General features: G+C 71.2%; 8 protein-coding genes. 4 read left to right on the forward strand and 4 right to left on the reverse strand.

What is annotated here, in order from left to right; translation table 11 throughout:
• Nucleotides 1-79: 79 nt before the first annotated feature.
• The 3 genes from WMF24_RS34750 to WMF24_RS34760 all read right to left on the reverse strand — a co-directional run bounded on the left by WMF24_RS34750 (nucleotide 80) and on the right by WMF24_RS34760 (nucleotide 4,637).
• On the reverse strand, nucleotides 80-2,779 hold the full coding sequence (locus tag WMF24_RS34750; RefSeq protein WP_437731745.1) for a response regulator: 2,700 nt from the start codon (nucleotides 2,777-2,779) through the stop codon (nucleotides 80-82).
• A 51-nt stretch (nucleotides 2,780-2,830) separates the two neighbouring features.
• Nucleotides 2,831-3,808 carry a response regulator gene (locus WMF24_RS34755; RefSeq protein WP_437731746.1) on the reverse strand — a complete coding sequence of 326 codons (978 nt, stop codon included), beginning with the start codon at nucleotides 3,806-3,808 and terminating at the stop codon, nucleotides 2,831-2,833.
• A gap of 352 nt (nucleotides 3,809-4,160) precedes the next feature.
• A complete protein-coding gene (locus WMF24_RS34760; protein ID WP_437731747.1) occupies nucleotides 4,161-4,637 on the reverse strand; it encodes a hypothetical protein in 477 nt (158 codons plus the stop codon).
• Between the two features lie 814 nt (nucleotides 4,638-5,451).
• Here WMF24_RS34760 and WMF24_RS34765 point away from each other — a divergent pair.
• Nucleotides 5,452-5,619: a hypothetical protein gene (locus tag WMF24_RS34765; RefSeq protein WP_437731748.1), complete on the forward strand. Its 168-nt coding sequence runs from the start codon at nucleotides 5,452-5,454 to the stop codon at nucleotides 5,617-5,619.
• Nucleotides 5,620-5,758: 139 nt separating this feature from the next.
• Nucleotides 5,759-8,980 carry a hypothetical protein gene (locus WMF24_RS34770; RefSeq protein WP_437731749.1) on the forward strand — a complete coding sequence of 1,074 codons (3,222 nt, stop codon included), beginning with the start codon at nucleotides 5,759-5,761 and terminating at the stop codon, nucleotides 8,978-8,980.
• On the opposite strand, the gene WMF24_RS34775 is transcribed toward WMF24_RS34770, so the two are convergent.
• Complete coding sequence (locus WMF24_RS34775) at nucleotides 8,932-9,348, reverse strand: cupin domain-containing protein (protein ID WP_437731750.1); 417 nt, start codon at nucleotides 9,346-9,348, stop codon at nucleotides 8,932-8,934. The two genes, WMF24_RS34770 and WMF24_RS34775, sit on opposite strands and share 49 nt — an antisense overlap.
• Nucleotides 9,349-9,728: 380 nt before the next feature.
• Here WMF24_RS34775 and WMF24_RS34780 point away from each other — a divergent pair, with 380 nt between their 5' ends.
• Nucleotides 9,729-10,670, forward strand: coding sequence for a LysR substrate-binding domain-containing protein (locus tag WMF24_RS34780; protein WP_437731751.1), 942 nt, complete (start codon nucleotides 9,729-9,731; stop codon nucleotides 10,668-10,670).
• Nucleotides 10,671-10,741: 71 nt separating this feature from the next.
• The gene (locus WMF24_RS34785; RefSeq protein WP_437731752.1) at nucleotides 10,742-13,726 is read left to right on the forward strand and encodes a penicillin acylase family protein; all 2,985 of its coding nucleotides are present in this window, start codon (nucleotides 10,742-10,744) and stop codon (nucleotides 13,724-13,726) included.
• Nucleotides 13,727-13,824 lie beyond the last annotated feature (98 nt).

Here is a 13,824-nt window from a genome sequence, read left to right on the forward strand (position 1 = left end):
CGCGCAGGCGCCGCTGGGGTGAGCCGGCGCGCACGGGATCCCGCGCCGCGCGAGCGACGCGCGCGGCGGCTCCGCCCCATCACGAGCCCGACGGGGTCTCGCGCTGGTGCGCGTCGATGAACGCGACTATCTCCATGACCCGATAACCCTGCGCGAGGCGGATCAGCTCGTCGGCGAACGCGGCGAGCCGCGCGTCGGAGCTCGCGAGCTGGCTGGCCCGCGCCCGGATGGCGTCGACGCGCCCTCGCTCCGCGAGATCCTTGAGGGCGGCGAGCTCCTCCGGCGGCGGCGCCGCGGGCCGCGGCGGCGCGCCCTCGGCGGCCGGAGCGGGCCGATCCGCGGCCAGGGGCGCGTCCGCGGGCCCGTCGCCCTGGACCGGCGGGGTCGCCGGCTCCACGATCCAGGCGAGCTCGAGGTGCTCCCCGAGCGCCTGGAGCAGCACGGAGAGCTGCACGGGCTTGGACACGAAGCCGACCGCCCCGGCCGCGAGGCTCTTTTGCAGATCGCGCTCGAACGCGCTCGCGGAAGAGACGATGACCGGGATGCCGCGCAGGTCGGGGGATTCACGCAGCCTCCGGAGGAGCTCGATCCCATCGACGTTGCGCATGCGCATGTCCGTGATGATGAGATCGGGCCTCACGTCCGCCGCCACCGAGAGGGCCTCCTCGCCGTCGGCCGCCTGCGCGACGGTGAACCCGAGCGGCTCGAGGAGGCTCGCCAGCATCAGCCGGTTGTCGGGGTGATCGTCGACGACGAGGATCGTCCTCCGCGGCCCGCTGTAGCCGACCGGCGTGCGCAGCTCTGCAGCGCCGGCCGACGAGGCCCCGGTGAGCGCCCGCGGCAGCACGAGATCCACCCAGAAGGTGCTCCCCCGGCCAGGCTCGCTCCTCACGTGGATCGTGCTGCCCATGACCTCGACGATCCGCTGGCTGATGGGCAGCCCGAGCCCCGTCCCGTCCGCGTGGCGCGTGCCGTGCTCCGCTTGCTCGAACGGGAGGAAGATCCGCTGAAGGTGCGCCGGGCTGATCCCGACCCCAGTGTCCTCGACCTCGAACCGGAGGCACACGTGATCTCCGCTGCCCGGCGCGCCAGGGTCGGGCTCCTGCCCCGGCTGCCGCCCGCCCGCCCCGCCCCCCGGCGCGCCGAGTCCCCGGACACGGAGGGTGACCACGCCGGCCTCGGTGAACTTGATCGCGTTGCTCAGCAGGTTCATCAGGACCTGCCGCAGGCGCTTCTCGTCCACCTGCACACCGGCCGGGAGGTCGGCGTCCGCCTCGTAAACGAGGCGGACGTTCTTCTGCTCCGCGCGGACACGGCAGACGTCGATGATCTCGCGGAGGAACGAGGAGAGATGGAGCGGCGCCGGGCAGAGCTCCAGCCGCCGCGCCTCGATCTTGGCGAAATCGAGGACGTCGTTGATCAGGTGGAGCAGGAGGAAGCCGGACTGGCGGACGATGTCGACGAAGCGGCGCTCCTCCTCGCCGAGCGTCCGCGAGCGCTGGAGGAGCTCGGAGTAGCCGATGACCCCGTTCAGGGGCGTGCGCAGCTCGTGGCTCATGTTGGCCAGGAACTCGCTCTTGGCCCTGCTGGCGAGATCGGCCGCGTCCTTCGCCTCGCGGAGCTCCACCGTCCGCTGCTCGACCCGCAGCTCGAGCTCCTCGAACGACTGCTTGAGCTGCGCGGCCATCCGGTTGAACGCCGTCGCCAGCTTGCCAATCTCGTCCTCGGTCACGACCGGCGCCGTGCGGCTCAGTTTCCCCCCCGCGAGCTCGATGGCCGCGTCCGTGATGGCCAGGATGGGCCGCGTGATCCGGCGCGAGAGCAGGTAAACCGCGAGCAGCAGGAGCGCTGACGAGGCGAGCCCGATGAGCAGAATGGACCGGGACAGCCGGTTCGCCGGCGCGAACGCCTCGGCCTGGCTGACCTCGGCGAGCAGGGCGAGGTTCTGCTCCGGGAGCCATCGGTAGCTGCCGATGACCGGCGTCCCCCGGTAGTTCACGTACGTGCCCTGGCCGCTGATCCTGGAGACCGCCGCGTCGATGCCGTAGCTGTGGACCCCCTTGCCGCCGGCATCGCCCGGCGAGTCGCTCGCCATGAGGATGTTCTTGTTGGCGACGCGGCCCACGAGGTACGTCTCCGCCGTGGCGCCGAGCCCGGTCGTGTGGCGGATGAGGGCGTCGATGCCGCCGAGGTGCAGGTCGACCACGACCGCGGCCATGCGCACGCCGTGGTCGTCCAGGATGGGCGTCGCGAACGTGAGCGCCTTGCTGCCGTTCGTGGACTGGTAGTAGTTCGGAACCACCGAGTCCGCGCTCTCGCGCAGGAAGAACGTGCTCGGGTACCCGATCGGCCGGAACCGCCCCTCGAGCGCCCTGTCCGCCGACGCGAAGACGACGAAGCCGCCGTTCGTCGTGATGAGCACGCTCCTGATCTCCGGCATCAAGGCGACGGTGGAGGCGATGTGCGCGCGTAGCTTCTCGTACGCCTCCTCGCGCGCCGCGCCCTCGCCGCCCACGAGCAGCGTGGCGAGCTGCTCCCGGACTCCCGGCATCTGGCTGAGCAGCAGCACGTCCTTGCGCGCCGCCGCCAGCCACTCCGCGAGCTCGTACTCCTTGAGCGACGTCGCGACCGTGAGCCGGCTCTCGATGGCCTTCTGGAGAGCGCCCTTCGCGAGGTGGTCCGCCGCGAACGCGACGATGCACACCGTGATCAGCGACAGCCCGGAAAAATAGCTGACCAGCTGGACCAGGAGACTGCGCTTCCAGATCTTCTTGATCACACCGAGTCGCTCCTGGCCGGCGCGCGCGCCCGCGCCGTGAGGGCGCGTGGGCTACTGGACGCCAAAGCGGTAGCTCCGCTTGCCCTGCGCCTTCATCGCGTACGCGATCCCCTCCTGGAGCGCGCCGGCCGTCACCATGGTGCCGAGGGAGACATCGAGCTTGACGAACGCGCTCGCCATCTCGGGGCGAATCCCGGTGATCACGGCCTGGGCCCCGAGCAGCCTGAGCCCGTTGCCGACCCGGACGAGCATCTGCGCCGCGCTCGCGTCGAGCCCGCGCGCTCCGGTGACGTCCAGGATGACGAACGTGGCGCGGCGCTCGCTGACCCCCTTGAGCGCGGTCTCCGTCGCGCGCGCGATCCTCATGACGTCCATGGTCCCGATGAGCGGCATGATCACGATGCGATCCGTGATCGGGATGAGCGGCGTCGACAGCTCCAGGAGCCTCTCTTGCTGGGCCGCGATGATCTGCTCCTGCAGATCGGCCCTGACGGACTCTGCGCGCTCCCGCTCGGCGAGCTCGAGCTTCAGGCGATCGTTGGCCTGGCGCAGCTCCTCCGTGCGGCGCACGAGCTCCTGGGTGAGCTGCTCGCGCTCCATCTCGGCCGTCGCGCGCTCGCGGAGCGTCTCCTCCAGGCGCGCGTTCCTGTCGAGGAGAGCCCGCGTGACGCGCCGGAGCGAGAGCTGCGTCCGCACGCGCGCGATGAGCTCCCCGCCGTTGAACGGCTTGGTCACGTAGTCGACGGCGCCCGCCTCGAACCCCTCGACCATGGCGGTCGCCTCGTTGCGCGCGGTCATGAAGATGATCGGGATTGCCGCGGTCGCGGGGTTCGCCTTCAGACGCCTGCACGTCTCGAACCCGTCGAGGCGAGGCATCATCACGTCCAGGAGAACGAGATCCGGTTCGTCGCGCGAGACGACACGCAGCGCCATTTCACCGTCGGTCGCCACCGCAACGTCGATGTTGGCGTCGGTGAGCGCTTTGGATATCACACCGAGGTTGACGGGGTTGTCGTCCACAACGAGCACCAGGTCAGCTCTGTCCGCACGATCCATCGGTTTGCCCGGTCGTCCAGTCCGGTTGTCGGTCTTCACACATAGACGGATCGTTCCCTCGGATCAACGAAAAAGCTGGCCGCTCGGACGGCGCGTTCTGCGCTTCCAGCGCGCAAGGCGCGGCGCGCACCGAGCTCGACGGGCCGACGATCTGCGGGAGTTCATGACCGTGTGCGCCCGATCACCGCGTCGCGCGGGACGGGGCCGGGCCAGGGCAGAACGGCAGAGCCGGTCGCCTCACCCGGGCTCAAGTTTATCCCGATCGCGCGACCGACACAGCGGCGCGAGCGGCAGCGCTGACAGGCCGGCTGGATCGCGGCTGGCCTCAAGGCGTGTAGACGATGTCGCCGTCATCGAAGAAGCCGCCGGGGATCGAGACGCCGACCGCGCCGTAGAAGTTCACGTCGACGGCGTCGACGCCCGCGCCTGGGCTGCCCAGGTCAGAGAAGGCGAAGCGGTTCGCCGCAGCGAACGTGCCGCCCGAGCTCCAGCACGTGCCATGGCCATCGAAGCTCCAGCTCCCGCCGCTCACGGTATGGGGACGGAAGCGCAGGTAGCGGCAGGTGACGGGGGCTTCGCCGGGATTGTGGATGATGATCGTGAAATGCCCCCTGAGCGAGCCGTCGGCCTGCTGGCTCACCGAGCCCATGAAGCTGGCATGGCCGCGCACGCCCCATCCGGAGAGCGTCGGCAGCGGCCCGGCCGCCGCAGGGGACGTGAACGCTGTCACGGCCAGGCCGGCGGCCATCGTGAGCGACAGGATGAGGGAGCGGGTCTTGTGGGTCGTGTTCGTGGGCATCATCGTCTCTCCTTGATCGTTGCAGCAAGTCTCGCGGGCGGCTTCCTTCGTGCGGAGACCAGGCGGACACTGGCATGAGGCGTACCAGGGCCCACGAGGGGAGCGGGTCGAGCGGGGAGGCTGGTTCAGCCGAGATCCTGGAAGGGGCGCGGCGCGAGGGACGCGGGCTGGAGGGACGCGCCTCCATGTCTGGTGGTGGCTCGCGGCGCCACCGAGGGCGCGCGAGCCGTCGTGCCTTGGTGAGAGGGCGTCACAAGCAGCCTTCGCTCTGACAAGCAGCCTTCGCTCTGACAAGCAGCCTTCGCTATGTCCTCGCTGCGCGACACGTGCGGTGCCCCCCGTCAGTGAAATTTGCCGTCGCTTGACAAGCGCTTTCGCTACCGGCTCACCCTTCGCCGCGCCGCTTTGCTTGGCACCTTCGCGCGGCGTTTGGACGAGCTCAGCGTGATATCGTATACGTCACGCTGGCGCGGCGCAGAGCGCGCGAACAGGCGCATGGGCCGGGAGCCTGGGGCTGATCGAACGTCGACCAGGCCCATTCGATCGTCGCATCCATGAGGCGGTGATCACCGACCGGCGCCTTCCACGCCTGAAACGCCTGCGAATACCGCGCGCTAGCTTGAGGCGCTCGTGCCCTTTATGGGGCGTGAGGGTTCAAGTCCCCCTCCGGACACAGAAGAAGAGCCCCTGACCCGTGAGGCCAGGGGCTCTTCTCGTCGTGAGGTGCGCGCCGTGTGCGCACCGGACGTACACCCCGCTGGGACGCGCAGCAGGAGCTCAAGCCCCATCGCGACGACGATCTGGTTCTTGCGGCGCCATGGCCATCGACCTCATCACGCTCGGCGTGCTGACGGCGTTCGCGGCCATCCCGATGCGCACCGAGCGCGTCCTCCGCCGCGCCGAGGGCGCCGCGCTGCTGGCGCGGTACGTGGTCTTCGCCGTCCCGAGGCCGATCCGCTTCGCCATCCCGGTCGCGATCCAATAGGCCGGTCCCTGACAGTTTTCCTCGACGCGCTGGTCCTCGCCGGTTGAAAATGTGCTCTGGCGCGAGCGCTCGCCCCGCGCGCGCCCATCCGCTGAACGGAGGCGCGCCGTACCGCATCGGAGGGACAGGAGAGGAATCCATGATGATGCGAGGCATGTGGCGGAGCGTTGCGCGGCTGTCGGTCGTGACAGCGCTGTCGTCCGTGGCAGCCGCGTGCGACGACGGGATGGGCGGCGGCGGAGCAGGGCAAGGGGGCACCGGGGGCGACGGCGCTGGGGGAGCTGGGAGCGTGACAAGCTCCAGCGGCTCCGGCGGCTCTGGCGATGGCGGCTCCGGCGGCTCTGGCGGCGGCGGCTCTGGCGGCGGCGGCTCCGGCGACGGCGGCTCCGGCGACGGCGGCTCCGGCGACGGCGGCTCTGGCGGCGGCGGCTCCGGCGGCTCTGGCGAAGGTGGCAGCGGCGGCTCCGGCGGCTCCGGCGGCTCCGGCGACGGCGGCTCCGGCGGCTCCGGCGGCTCCGGCGGCGGCGGCTCCGGCGGCTCCGGCGACGGCGGCTCCGGCGGCTCCGGCGGCTCCGGCGGCTCCGGCTCCGGCGGCTATGGCGACGGCGGCTCCGGCGGCAGCACGCAGGCGTGTGTGCCTTTCAGCACGACCCCTTGCTACACGGGGCGGAGCGGGAGCGAGGGGATCGGGCAATGCGTGGCCGGGGTCGCCACCTGCGCGGCCGACGGCGCGGGGTTCGGCCCGTGCATCGGCGAGGTCACCCCGGCGACGGAGGTCTGCACCACGCCGGCCGACGAGGATTGCGACGGCGTGGCCGCCCCGCCCTGCGCGGGAGGAGAACACCTCTGGAGCAGGCACTTCGGCTTCCACCCGTCGAGCGAGGCCGCGGACATCGTCATGCACCCATCCGGATACACCCTGATCGTCGGCTCGATGCGCCGCGGCGCCGGACCCCACTTGCCCTGGGAACCGGCCGTGCGCACCTACGATAACGACATCCTGTTCGCCAAGCTCCCCTCCGTCTATTCGAGCTCCGAGCGGAGCTGGGTCAGAAGCATCGGCGGCTCAGGTGAGGAGCGCGCGACCGGCATCGCGCTGGATGCCCAGGGAGACGCGCTCGTCGTCGGCGTCTTCGACGGCCTCCTCGAGCTGAGCGGCGGCGCGGCGGATCTGACGAGCCGCGGCGGAACGGACATCTTCGTCGCGAAGTTCGATCGGAACGGACTTGCCGTGTGGGCCACGCAGCTCGGCGGCGCGGGCGACGATCACGTGTCGGCCATCGCGAGCGACGCCGACGGGAGCCTGGTGATCGCCGGCCACTTCGAGGGGACGGCCCAGCTCGGCGGCGAGCCGCTCGTCAGCGCCGGCGGCGCGGACGCCTTCGTCGCGAAGCTCGACGGCGCGGGGGCTCCGGTCTGGAGCAGGCATCTCGGCGGCGAGGGGGATCAACACGCGACGGGCGTCGCGCTCGGCGCGGCCGGCGACGTGTTCCTGGCAGGGCGCTTCGAGGGAGAGATGGAGCTCGACGGCCTCCCGCTGGTGAGCGCCGGCGGCGTGGACGCCTTCGTGGCGCAGCTCGACGCGGCGGGTGAACCGGGCTGGATCCAGCGATTCGGCGGCGCCGGCCACGACGAGGCCAGCGACGTCGCCGTCGACGACGCCCAGCGGGTGGTCGTGACCGGCTCCTTCGAAGGCACGGCGGACTTCGGCAGCGGTCCGCTGATGAGCGCCGGCGGCGCGGACGCCTTCGTGGCGCAGCTCGACGCGGCGGGGCTCCCCCTCTACAGCTTCCGGCTCGGCGGCGAGGGCGAGCAGGCCGGCCGCAGCCTCTCGGCCGGCCCGTCCGGCACCATGGCCCTCGGTGGTCTGTTTCAGGGCGCGATCACGCTCGGTGATCAGGTGCTGACGAGCTCGGGCGTCACGGACGCCTTCTGGGCGAAGCTCGACGGCGACGGCCATCCGCTGCTCGGCGGGCGCGTGGGCGACGGGGGCGACCAGCGCCACGTGCAGGTCGCGAGCGCCACGTCCGGGGTCATCGGCCTGGCCGGCGCCTACCAGGGCGAGATCGCGCTCGGCCGCGCGACCCTCATGAGCTCCGAGCAGACCGCATATGCCGCCGAGATCCTGGCCTCCGGGGCGTTCGATTATACCTGGCACTTCGACGCGCGGGGCGAGCAACACGGGCGCGACGTCGCCGTCGACCCGAGCGGCAACGTGTTCGTGCTCGGTTCCTTCGAGAGCAGGGCGCGGGTCGGCGACGTGCCGATAACGAAAGCGACCCTGTCGACGTACCCTCTCCTGGTCAAGCTCGATCCCTCCGGCGAGCCCCTGTGGCACAAGGTGACCGCGGACCATGGCATCTACATGAGCCCGAACGCCATCGCCACGGACGCGCTCGGGAACGTGATCCTGGCCGGGACCATCCCGAGCTCGGGGCGGGATGAGCAGATGGAGGTGGTGAAGCTCGACGCCGCGGGCGCGCTGCGCTGGCGCAGGTCCTACTGGCACCGTCACGGCGTGGAGGGGCTCGACGTGGTCGTGGATCCCGCCGGGGACATCGTCCTCCTGGGCAGGACGGCGGCGGCGGAGCTCGACTTCGGAGGTGGTCCTTTCCCGATCGGCGGCGCGCAGGGCTCCCGGAGGGACTTCCTGCTCAAGCTGAGCGGCGACGCCGAGGTGCTCTGGGCCAAGGTGGTCGACGACGACCACCCTTCCGGCCACACAAGGATCGGGGTCGACGCGGCCGGCAACGTGGCCGTGACGTGGATAACGGTCAACCGGGAGCCCTTCTGGACCGAGACGATCATGGATCCGGGCGACAGCGATCTCGTGGTGAGGAAGCTCGACCCGGCGGGCAACGAGCTCTGGCGCCGGAGCTTCGGCGCCGGCAGCGAGGACAATGGATACATCGGCCTCGACCTCGCCGCCGTCGACGGCGCGGGCAACCTGATCGTCCACACGACCCTCTTCGGGCAGTTCGATTTCGGCGGAGGTCTGTTCTCGGGGTACACCGGGCTGGTCAAGTTCGACCCCGAGGGCCAGTTCCTCTGGAACATCTCGCCCTCGGCCGAGGTGGTGACCGCGATGACGCCGGTCGGACACGACGGGCTGGTCCTCGCCGGCCGTGGCCCGAGCGCGCTCCGGCTGATCGAGCTCGACGGCGCGGGCACGGAACGCGGGCGCGAGGACCTGGACGACGCCGCGACCGACCTCAGCCGGGCGTCGATCAACGCCGTGGCCTGGGACGGCGCGGGGGGTGTCCTGCTGGCGGGCGAATTCCAGCGCAAGATCGATTTCGGCGGCAGCGCTCTCTATCGCGCCGGGGTCAGCACGATGTTCGCCGCAAAGCTCGCGCGGTAGCGGCACGCAAAGCCACCGCCTGCTTCGCCGCCGAGGGCGGCTCCGGTGTGGCCCGACGGGGCGCCCTCCGCCGCTGCGCCGCCCGCGGTGTGAAGCCTGTGGAGCAACTCCGTGTCCTGGTCGCCGAGCAGGTAGGTGGCGATGAAGGTCGCGGGGCCCGAGCTGGAATCGTTGTCGAAGCGCTCGATGGGCGTGCTCGCGGGCTCGAAGATCGTCTGCCCTGCCGTGTAGTACCTGGCCGGTTGGCCCTTCACCTGGAACAGAATACGCCCTTCGGTCACATAGCAGACGACCGGACCGGGGTGCGTATGCGGCCCGGCCTTGAACCCAGGAGGCAACATCAGCCGCTGCACCTCGACGCGGGTCACGGCTTTCCCGCCCGCGACCGCGTGAGTCCCGAGCGAGGCTCGCTCCAGGACCGAGCCCCGCGTGCATCCCGCGCCGGCACAGAGCAAGGCTGTCGCTATCGCGAGCGTGGCCCGGGAGCGGCGGCGCCCGCTCCCGGGGAGCGCTCTCCCCGGACGCCGCGTGCGACGATGGCTGTCGGCGAGATCGCGAGGGAGGTCCCCTTCGCGCAGCGGCGGCTCGCCATTCCGCCGTGAGACGTGAGCAAAACGCATGGAGTGTGGGTCCTTGTGCTCTGTCAGGCGGCTCCGGCTCGCCTTGACGCCACCAGCATGACGGAGCACCATCGCGCCGAAAATCAGGAAGTTTGGTACGGATACTTCAAGAAAACGGGACGGTTGACATGCAACGCGTCACCTTCGATCTCGACGTGCTGCGCAGCTTCGTCACGGGGGTGGAGCTGGGCAGCTTCGCCAGGGCGGCGAGCCGGGTGGGCCGGTCGACCTCGGCGGTGAGCGCTCAGATCAAGAAGCTGGAGGAGCAGGCGGGCACGCCGCTCTTTCGCAAGGCCGGGCGCGGTCTCGCGCTGACGGAGGCGGGCGAGACGATGCTGGCCTACGCCCGCCGCCTGCTCGAGCTGAACGACGAGGCGGCGGCCGCGGTCCGCGGCGTCGATCTCGAGGGCTGGGTCCGGCTCGGCCTGCAACAGGACTTCGGTGACGTGCTGCTCTCCGGGGTGCTCGGGCGGTTTTCGCGCGCCCACCCGAGGGTGCGGATCGAGGTGCGGGTCGCGCGCAATGCGGAGCTGCTCGAGCGGGTCACGTCGGGCCGGCTCGATCTCGCCCTCGCGTGGGGCGACGGGACCGGCGCGCCGCACGGCGAGCGTCTGGCCGAGCTGCCGATGCGCTGGATCGGGTCGGCCGCGGGGTGCCCTGCGTGGACCGGGGCGGAGGGCGAGCCGCTGCCGCTCCTGGCCATCGAGGCGCCGTGCCGGTTCCGGGATGCCGCCGCGGCGGCGCTCGATCGCGCTGGCATCCCGTGGCGGCTCGCGTTCACCAGCCCGGACCTGGGCGGGCTCTGGGCCGCGGCGGCGGCAGGGCTCGGGTTCACGGTGCGCGCGCCGATCGGCCTGCCCGCCGGCGTGCGGGCGCTCGGCCCCGGGGAGCGCGGGCTGCCGGCGCTGCCCGCGCTCCCCCTGGCCCTGCACCAGGCGGAGGCGGAGCCGGGGCTCCCGACCGCCCGCCTCGCGGCCCTCGTGGTGCAGGCGCTGCAACGTCCCATCGAAATCGCTCGTGGAGTCCAGCGCGAAGCCCTCGTGGATGGCGATGAGCGCGTCGAAGAATAACGCCATGAATCTCTGTATTCGCGCGACGACACCGCCGCGGTGGCTCGCTTCCGTCCTACCAAGGAGCGTTCATGCGACTGTCATTCTCCTCGGCACATTGCGTCCTCGCCTTGGTCACCGGGCTCACGGGCATGCTCGGGTGCTCGGACGACCCTGGTCCCGGCAGCAGCGCGCCCGACGCGGGCGCGCCCAGCGATCCCGACGCGGGCGCGCCCGACGGCAGCCCGCCCTCCTCCGCGACGTTCGGTCCACTCGGCGATCGGCCGGATCTGCCCGTGGACGGGCGGCTCACCATCGACGGCCTGCTCTCTGCCGTCGATGTCGTCCAGGACAGGGACGGTAGGCCCCATATCTATGCCGAAAACCTCGTGGACGCGATGCGCGTCGAAGGGTATCTGACGGCGCGCGACCGCGCGCTTCAGCTCGAGATCTTGCGGCGCACCGCCGAGGGGAGGCTCGCAGAGCTCTTCGGCGAGCTCGATCCCACCACCATCGATCAGGACATCGCGCTCCGCCATGTCGGGCTCGGTCGGATCGCCCGGGCCCAGTACGACGCGCTCCCCGAGGGGGAGCTCCGCCAGATGCTCGACGCGTACGCGGACGGGGTGACCCAGGTGTTCAGGAAGATCCGCTCCGGGGACATCCTCCTCCCCGAAGGCGCGACGGGGATACCCGCCAAGGCGTTCACCGACTGGAGCGGCGTCGACTCGCTCGTGATCAGCCGCTTCCAGAGCTACCTCCTGTCGTTCGACGCCGAGCTGGACATCACCATGCAGCAGTTCTTCGACGCCGCCCGGACGACGTTCGCGTCGACCAGCGCCGATCCGCTCGCGCAGAAGCGCGCCGGCCTCGAGCGGGACTTCCTGAGGTTCGCCCCCTCCGAGCCCGCGGTGACCAGCAGCGGCTACCCCGCCTCCCCGGCGCGGGAGGAGGCGCAGAAGGCGGAGGACAAGGCGGCGAAGAGAGCGCCTCGCGCGCGACGACCGGGCCGCGCCGCGCAGGGCCGCGCGGAGCTCATCTCGTCGCTGGCCGGCTACCTGAGCGCGGTCCAGCGCGCCAGGAGCAAGGTCGCCCCGGAGGGCTTCGGCTCGAACAACTGGGCCATCCACGCGAGCCGGAGCGCGACGGGGCACGCGCTCGTGGCCAGCGATCCCCACCTGTCGCTGAGCGCGCCGGCCGTCTGGTATGCCGTCTCGATCCATGTCACCGCGCCCGAGGGCAAGGACGCGAGCCGCGATGTTCACGTCGGGGGCGTCACCTTCCCCGGGATCCCGGGGATCATCCTGGGCCACAACGAGCGCGTCGGGTGGGGAGCGACGGTCGCGATGTACGATGTCACCGATGTCTATGCCGAGAAGCTCACGCCCGACGGCAAGGCCGTGCTCTTCAAGGGCAATCCAGTGCCCCTCCAGACGGTCGAGGAGGTCATCGCGATCGCTGGCAGGGAGCCCTATACCTACCGTGTCCCGATCGTGCCCCATCACGGCCCGATCCTGCCGACCATCGTCGACCACGCGGTGGTGGATCCGGACCCGGCCGTGGGGGCGCTCAGCGTCCGCTGGACGGGGCTGGAGCCGACGAAGGAGCTGGAGGCCATCTTCGGCCTGCTGCGCGCTCGCTCGGTCGATGAGGCGCAGGAGTCTCTCTCGAAATTCAGCGTCGGCGCGCAGAACTGGGTGATGGGCGACGCCGCGGGCGACATCCTCTGGACGACGCACGCGGCGATCCCGACGCGGTCTCGTGAGGCGTTCGCCTGGGACGCGGCCACCTATACGGGCGTCCTCCCCTGCCTGGTGCTCCCCGGCGACGGGACCGCGGAGTGGACCGGGACGCTCCCCGAGCACCTCATCCCCCGGGCGAAGAACCCGCCGGCGGGATACATCGCCACGGCGAACAACGACCCCATCGGGGACTCCCTGGACAACGATCCATCGAATGGCGCGCTCCCCGACGGCACCCCCATGTACCTGGGTTGCAGCTTCGACATCGGGTTTCGCGAGGGCCGCATCCAGGAGCGGATCGACGCCCACGAGGGACCTCTGTCGCCGGAGGATTGCGCGGCGATCCAGGGCGACATCAAGTCGGCGCTCGGCGCGAGGCTCGTGCCTCACCTCCTCCGCGCCATCGACCGCGCCGGCGAGGAGCGCGCGTCGCCCGGTACGCACGCCGATCTGAGCGCGCTCGTCGCGGACGCCACCGCCGGCGACCTGGACCGCCTCGCCGCCCAGCGGGCGCTCCTCGACGGCTGGGGCAAGGAGGCGGACTACAAGGCGGCCGCCGGCGTCGATCTCGACACCGGCATGCCGCTCGCGGACGAGGGCGATGGCCCCGGCGCGATCGACGCCCGCGCCTCGGAGGCGACCTTGGTCTTCAACGTCTGGCTCGTCCGGGTGGTGCGCCGGGTGCTGGGCGACGAGCTCGGCCAGATGGGCTTCTCGTCGTTCTCCCGGGAGCTGTCGGCGAAGGCGCTCCTCCACCTGTTCTCCGCCGATCGGGAGCAGCTCGCGACCTTCGATCCGGCCGTGCAGGACAGCGCGCTGTGGGACGACATGGGCACGCCAGCGGTCGAGTCCAGGGACGAGCGCGTGCTGCGCGCGCTGCTCGACGCCCTCGCCTGGCTCGATCAGCAGGGCGGCGCCGGGGCTGCGGCGCCCCGCTGGGGCGCCTTTCACACGGTCACCTTCGACGCGCTCGTCCCCGTCTTCAGCAGCCTCAGCATCCCTCCGCCGAGCGATCCCCTCTGGCGCGGCGGCTTTCCGCGCGGCGGCGACGAGTTCGCGGTGGACTCCTCGGATTACCGCCTCTCGTGGGCGCTCGACGAGTCACCGGATTTCCGGTACGTCCACGGCCCGTCGCAGCGGCTCGTCGTGGAGCTCGACCCGGCGGGGCCGAAGGCGTGGAACGCCATTCCCGGAGGCAATGTCTGGGACGCCGAGAGCCCTCATTTCCGCGATCAGGCGGAGCTCTGGCGAAAGAACCAGACGCACCTGGTGCCGTTCCTGCTCCCCGATGTGATCCAGGCGAAGGAGTCGCGCACGGTGGTCGAGGCGCCGTAGCTGTCCTCCGAGGCCCACCCCGGGCCGGCATCTGTCACGTGACGATCCGAGTCGGCGGATCTCGTCCACGTTGGCGACGACGCCGGTCGTGGAGACCA

The organism is Sorangium sp. So ce1335 (assembly GCF_051521615.1).
In the GTDB taxonomy this organism is placed as follows: Bacteria; Myxococcota_A; Polyangia; order Polyangiales; family Polyangiaceae; genus Sorangium.

Bases quoted from the DNA above. Each gene is read 5' to 3' on its own strand.
- WMF24_RS34760 (WP_437731747.1), bottom strand. From the start codon at position 4,637: ATGATGCCCACGAACACGACCCACAAGACCCGCTCCCTCATCCTGTCG.
- WMF24_RS34780 (WP_437731751.1), top strand. From the start codon at position 9,729: ATGCAACGCGTCACCTTCGATCTCGACGTGCTGCGCAGCTTCGTCACG.
- WMF24_RS34785 (WP_437731752.1), top strand. From the start codon at position 10,742: ATGCGACTGTCATTCTCCTCGGCACATTGCGTCCTCGCCTTGGTCACC.
- WMF24_RS34770 (WP_437731749.1), top strand. From the start codon at position 5,759: ATGATGATGCGAGGCATGTGGCGGAGCGTTGCGCGGCTGTCGGTCGTG.
- WMF24_RS34765 (WP_437731748.1), top strand. From the start codon at position 5,452: ATGGCCATCGACCTCATCACGCTCGGCGTGCTGACGGCGTTCGCGGCC.